General features: G+C 58.2%; 5 protein-coding genes and 1 pseudogene. 2 read left to right on the forward strand and 4 right to left on the reverse strand.

Annotated elements, in window-relative coordinates:
* A pseudogene (locus AB4043_RS15445) lies at positions 1–375 on the forward strand (hypothetical protein); the annotation flags it as partial.
* Positions 376–435: 60 nt separating this feature from the next.
* Here AB4043_RS15445 and AB4043_RS15450 read toward each other — a convergent pair.
* From AB4043_RS15450 to AB4043_RS15460, 3 genes are all read right to left on the reverse strand, one after another.
* Positions 436–1,119, reverse strand: a complete 684-nt coding sequence (locus AB4043_RS15450) for a hypothetical protein (protein ID WP_442307451.1) — start codon at positions 1,117–1,119, stop codon at positions 436–438.
* A gap of 102 nt (positions 1,120–1,221) precedes the next feature.
* A complete protein-coding gene (locus AB4043_RS15455; protein WP_442299457.1) occupies positions 1,222–1,464 on the reverse strand; it encodes an anti-sigma factor family protein in 243 nt (80 codons plus the stop codon).
* Entirely contained in the window at positions 1,461–2,087 is a 627-nt protein-coding gene (locus AB4043_RS15460) for a sigma-70 family RNA polymerase sigma factor (RefSeq protein WP_442299458.1), read from the reverse strand. Before AB4043_RS15460 ends, AB4043_RS15455 begins: the two co-directional genes overlap by 4 nt.
* Before the next feature lie 191 nt (positions 2,088–2,278).
* Here AB4043_RS15460 and AB4043_RS15465 point away from each other — a divergent pair, with 191 nt between their 5' ends.
* On the forward strand, positions 2,279–4,618 hold the full coding sequence (locus tag AB4043_RS15465; protein WP_442299459.1) for a transglycosylase SLT domain-containing protein: 2,340 nt from the start codon (positions 2,279–2,281) through the stop codon (positions 4,616–4,618).
* A gap of 5 nt (positions 4,619–4,623) precedes the next feature.
* On the opposite strand, the gene glmU is transcribed toward AB4043_RS15465, so the two are convergent.
* A partial coding sequence (gene glmU / locus AB4043_RS15470; RefSeq protein ID WP_442307452.1) for a bifunctional UDP-N-acetylglucosamine diphosphorylase/glucosamine-1-phosphate N-acetyltransferase GlmU occupies positions 4,624–5,575 on the reverse strand: 952 nt, incomplete at its 5' end.

A 5,575-nucleotide genomic window follows, 5' to 3' on the forward strand; every position in this document is an offset into this window, starting at 1 on the left:
GTTTGGAGCCTTCTGGATCAGAAGGGAACCCAGACGATGATGAAGAGCGTCATGGGCGATGCCTCGCAACTGGCTGACTACGACACCGTACGCAACCGCATGAAGAGCTCGCGTTACACCATGGACTTCTCCAACGGTGTGAAGTTCGATATGTCGGTGGTGACCTCCGACACGGTAACGGCCGCGACGATTGCTTCCCTGATGAAGGCTGTTTCTATGTACAAGCAGGGCTCTGGCTCGACCGATGAGAAGCAGGCGCTCGATCACACGACGATTAGCTCCAGCAGCGGAACCATCACGGTTGCTTACGCCTCCTCGGACAGCCAGTTCGCAAGCCTGTTGTCCTCGTCCCTGTTCCAGCAGGTCGTACGATAAGCCGGAAAGACATGCAATAAAAAGGGCAGCCTGAGGCTGCCCTTTTTATTGCATGTCGGACTAGTTCCCGCGCGGAACTGTGATGTCGCGCTTCACCTGACGCCCGGCGGCGATCTCGACCGGAGGATTCACAGGACGGGCAACGGGATCGCGGGGTTCTACCGGCTTCTGCACCGCGGCGGCTTTACGCATGCCGGAGATGTTTTTAACCGCAGCCAGCATTCCGGAACGCTTATGCAGCGGCTTCACCATCCTGGTCTCTCCTACGGCTGCGGTGCGAACGACCTCAGGACCTTTCTGTTCTCCCCGGAGCCGCTTGACCGCGGAGTGGGTGAGGAAGTGTGCGGGCGCCTTCTCGACATAGCGCATCAGGTCGAGAACCGTGACCACCGTATCAACGGGAGCATCGAGGTTCTTCTTACGGTCGCAGCGATGAAGCAGGTTGGCGACGGCATCGCGGACCTTTGTCTCGGTCATGTGCAGATCATCGCGCAGCCGATCCTCGAGCCGGGAACGAACGTCGTCGTGGTAATAGGGTGTTAGAAAACGATAGGTGTGCGAAGCCACCTTGCGGCTGATAGAGGCTTTGGCCGCCAGCTCGCAGAAGTCGTTGATCGTCTGCGAGCCACGGGAAGAGAGGCGGTTCTCTTTCGCCATCTTGCGGACTCCCCGGCCCAGCCTGCGAAGAATCCAGTAGGCGATGAGCAGAATGACGAGGCCTGCAGCAACAGGAGCAAAGGCCACCGTCATATTTACGACAGAGTCGTTATGGGACTGTGAGGATAGGCCGCAGGGAAGCCCGAAGTAAATGACAAAAAGGTGGGACAGATGTGTCTGGTTCGGTACTTACGCGCAACCCTTGCCGCGGCACTTGCTCATAATGTTCGCAATCAGACGTTCGCGGGTGTCGGTGGATAGTTCGTACACGTCGGTATCGCGATAGATCTCGATCGTCTGGCGAGTCGTATTGACGACTACCTCGCAGTGGCTGCACTCGCACATGTGTTGTCGAACTTCAGCTTCCAGCTCTTTGGCGATGGTGCCATCAAAGTAGTCGGTCATTTTGGCCAGAAACTCTGTGCAGGTCACGGCTTAACTCCTTCTGGCTGTTTCAGATAGCGGCTTAGACGCTCGCGTAACTGCAGCCGCGCACGCAGAAGCCGGCTTTTTACTGCCGGAACGCTGAGTCCCAGGGCTTCAGCCGTCTCTTCCGTCGAAAGATTTTCGATATCGCGCAACGTAAACACTGTTCTAAAACCGGGCGGCAGGCCCTGAATCGTCTTGCGCAAGATATCTCCTAATTCGGACTGCCCGTAAATCTGCTCAGGGTTTGGGCTCCAGTCGGCAAAGTCGCGGGGAATTGCGCCTTCTTCCGTCTGGACATCTTCGTCCATGGAAACTGTCCTGCTGGTCTTCCGCTTGCGGAGCCGCATCAGGCTCTCATTCACCGCGATACGAACCAGCCAGGTGGAAAACTTCGAATTTCCCTGGAACTGGTCGAGCTTTTCGTAGGCTTTGAGGAAGACGTCCTGCACAATGTCTTCCGCGTCCTCGCGGTTCTGGGTAATGTGCTGCGCTACCCGGAAGATCTGCCGGTCGTACTGCCGGACCAACTGCTCAAAAGCTGCCGTATCTCCTTTCCGAGCGCGCGCAACCAGCGCAACGTCCGGATGTTCTTCCACTGCTGGGGATTGGATGGTCGGGGTCGGCATTCCGGTGCAAGCTTTCTAAAAAACAGTGAGTAGCCGGGCGTTTGTTCCGTCCGGGCAAATATCTGGTAGACCCATACTAAACCAACGGGCCGGTGGACCTGTCCTACAGAAAAGGGTATCGCCGAAGATGCGGAAAATTGCTCTAAGAGGAAATTCCGCACCGCGACGCATCATACTCTGCAAAGAAGACGATGAAGTTCCGCCGTATAGCTGCTTTTCTGCCGTTCTGTTTCCTGCTGCTGCTCTCTGGGACGGTCTATGCCCAGACGAAGAAAGCAGCAACGAAGAAGCCTGCCCCAAAGGCGCCTGCCAAAGCCGGCGCCGGTAAGGGGACAAAGGGGGCTGCCTCCGGAAAGTCGACCTCGAGGGGACGGAAGAAGAAGGTCATCAGCTCCCCTCCAACCGCGCGATCGCGCAAGCTGACCAGCGCATTCGTAGCGTCGTCACAGCTGCGCCCGATGGCGCAGCAACTGACGGCAACACGGTCGCCCTCGGCCTATGCCGGCGTATTGGCATATGCGAACAGCCACAATGGAGAGGCCTCTGCGGCGGCATGGCTGGCGATGGGCCATGCCTACATGCTGGATAAGCGTTTTTCTGACGCCTACAACGCCTTCCGCCAGGCAGCGCAGCGTGGAGAGGCCCTGGATGACTACGCAGACTATCTTGGTGCGCAGGCGGCCCTCCAGGGAGGGCGGGGAACCGATGCTTACGCTCTACTGGAGAAGTTTGCCCAGCGTCATCCGGAATCAATCTTTGTGCCGAATGCTCCGGTCATACTGGCGAATGGATATCTGCAGCAGAACGATCCGCAGGGAGCTTTGCGTGTGCTGAGTCCGTTGACCGGAACCGCGCAAGCCTCGCATGCGGACTTCCGTTTCGCCCAGGCGAAGGCCTGGCAGCTCGCAGGGAATACCAATCAGGCCGCGGCGATGTATCGCAGTATCTACACGCTGCTTCCTCTCAGTTATGAGGCCACGCAGGCTCGAGTCCAGTTGCAGGCGATGGGAACTCCGTTGACGGCAACCGAGCACAAAGTGCATGCCGACCAGTTGTACAACGCCAAGCGATATTCCGAAGCCGCGGACGAGTACCACAGCATTCAGCACGATGCGACGCTGAGCCCAGGCGACCGTGATGCTTTGGATATCTATGCGGCGGTCTGTGATCTGAAGCTGAAGCGGCTTTCAAAGCGCGAGGCAGAGAGCCTGCCGCAGACAGACGATGATTCGGCTGCATTGAAACTGTACCTTCTTGCAGAACTGGCGCGGAGCTCTGATGACCGTGGGCAGCATGGCAGTCTGGTGACGCAGCTGACCCAGCGTTATCCGCGCAGCCGCTGGACGGAAGAGTCGCTCTATTCCGCAGGGAACATGTACCTGCTCAAACATGAGTACGGGACAGCGGCGGGTTACTACAGCCAGCTTGTCAGTATGTTTCCTCGCAGCACCTATGGTCCTTCGTCTCACTGGCGCGCCGGCTGGTTGAGCTATCGCACACGGAACTACTCTGAGGCTGCTCGCTTGATGGATGAGCAGATTCAGCGCTATCCGACGGGGATCGAGACGCCGTCAGCGCTCTACTGGCGAGGCCGCATCTACGAAGAGCAGGAACATAACCTTTCCCAGGCGGCAAATTACTACCGGACGCTTTCTGACAGCTTCCCGAACTACTACTACGCCCTTCTGGCGCGCCAGCGGCTGGACATCCTCGGGAAACAACCGGCCGTAACTCCTGCGGCCCCCCTGGCTTCAGTGCGTGCGCCAGATGTGCCGGAGCTGATCGATACACTACCGGAGAACGACACCCATCTCATCAAGGCCCGTCTGCTGGCCAATGCCGGATTGAACGAGTACATCGCACCGGAGATTCAGGCAAGCCCGACCAGCTCAACGTGGGGAACGTTGGCGCAGGCGGAGATCTATACCTCCTACGGCGAGTATGTGCGTGCGCTGCAGGCGATGAAGCGGAGCGGCGCCTCTTATTTCGCGTACAGCGTCGACGATGTTCCGCAAATGTACTGGAAGCTGCTGTTCCCGACGCCGTACTGGAACGAGCTGACGTCGAACGCTTCACGTAATAGCCTTGACCCATATCTGGTTGCGTCGCTGATCCGTCAGGAGTCGGAGTTCAATCCTGGCGCGGTATCGCGTGCGAACGCATATGGCCTGATGCAGATGCTTCCGTCCGTCGGCAAATCGCTGGCGAAGAGAGACGGCATTGGCAGGTTCTCGACCAATGATCTGTTGCAGCCCGCGACCAGCCTGCGGCTTGGCACGATCTATCTGCGGCAGACGATCGATCGTTTCGGTGGACAGGTGGAGTACGCGTTGGCGGCTTATAACGCCGGCGATACTCCGGTGCGTCAGTGGATGTCGACCAACGACTATCGCGATATGGCGGAGTTTGTGGAATCGATCCCGTATACCGAGACGCGTGAATACGTGCAAGCCATCCTGCGCAACCGTGAGATGTATCGGGCGGTTTACGGCTCTGGTCAACGAACGAGTTCTGTGAGTGCCGCGAAGTAAGGCGCTTAGCTTTTACGAAGACGATCTCTCCGTGAAGAGGCCCATCCTGGCTTGGTCTCCTGACGGCCGCGTGCGATGGCAAGAGCGTCTTCCGGTACGTCCTGTGTGATGACAGACCCGGCTGCGATCAAGGAACCGTTGCCAAGAACGACGGGGGCGACCAGCGCGGAGTCCGAGCCGACAAAGACGTTATCCCCAATCGTGGTCTGGTGTTTATTGACACCATCGTAGTTGCAGGTAATGACTCCTGCACCTATGTTGGTTCCGCTTCCGATGACGGCGYCGCCAAGGTATGTGAGATGGTTGGCTTTGGAGCCTTTGCCGAGGCGCACCTTCTTGGTCTCGACAAAGTTGCCCACGTGCGCGCTCTCGCCGATATAGCTCTCAGGGCGCAGGTGAGCGTAGGGGCCCAGGATGGCTCCGTCGGCAACGTGGGCGTGGTCGAGGATGCAGCCGTTGCGAATGGTCACGCCTTCGCCTATCGTCGAGTCCTGAATGACAGAGTAGGAGCGTATCCTGCAGTCACCACCGACAGCGGTCTTGCCGAGCAGTTGCACGAACGGTTCGATCACTGTGTCCGCGGCTATCTTAACGTCGGCATCGACGATACAGGTCTCCGGACGGAAGATCGTGACTCCCTGGGCCATCAATCGACGAGCCGTGTCCAGGCGCATCGCGGCGTCCAGATGCATGATCTCGGCGATGGTATTGGCCCCAAGCACCTCATCGACCCCGCCGTTCGCTTCGATAGCAACAACCTTCTCCCCGGCTTTTACAAGAAGCATGGCGACGTCCGTAAGGTAGAGCTCGCCTTGAGCGTTATTCGCCGTGAGAGAACCAAGCTGCTCAAAGAGAGAGGCTGTACGGAAGGCATAGATGCCCGAGTTGATCTCACGCATGGAGCGCTGCTGCGGTTTGAGATCTTTCTGCTCAACAATCGCGACGACCTCTGAGGAC

It is taken from the genome of Terriglobus sp. YAF25 (assembly GCF_052113305.1).
Lineage (GTDB): Bacteria > Acidobacteriota > Terriglobia > Terriglobales > Acidobacteriaceae > Terriglobus.

Coding starts and splice junctions, on each gene's coding strand:
- AB4043_RS15465 (WP_442299459.1), top strand. CDS start 2,279: ATGAAGTTCCGCCGTATAGCTGCTTTTCTGCCGTTCTGTTTCCTGCTG.
- AB4043_RS15460 (WP_442299458.1), bottom strand. CDS start 2,087: ATGCCGACCCCGACCATCCAATCCCCAGCAGTGGAAGAACATCCGGAC.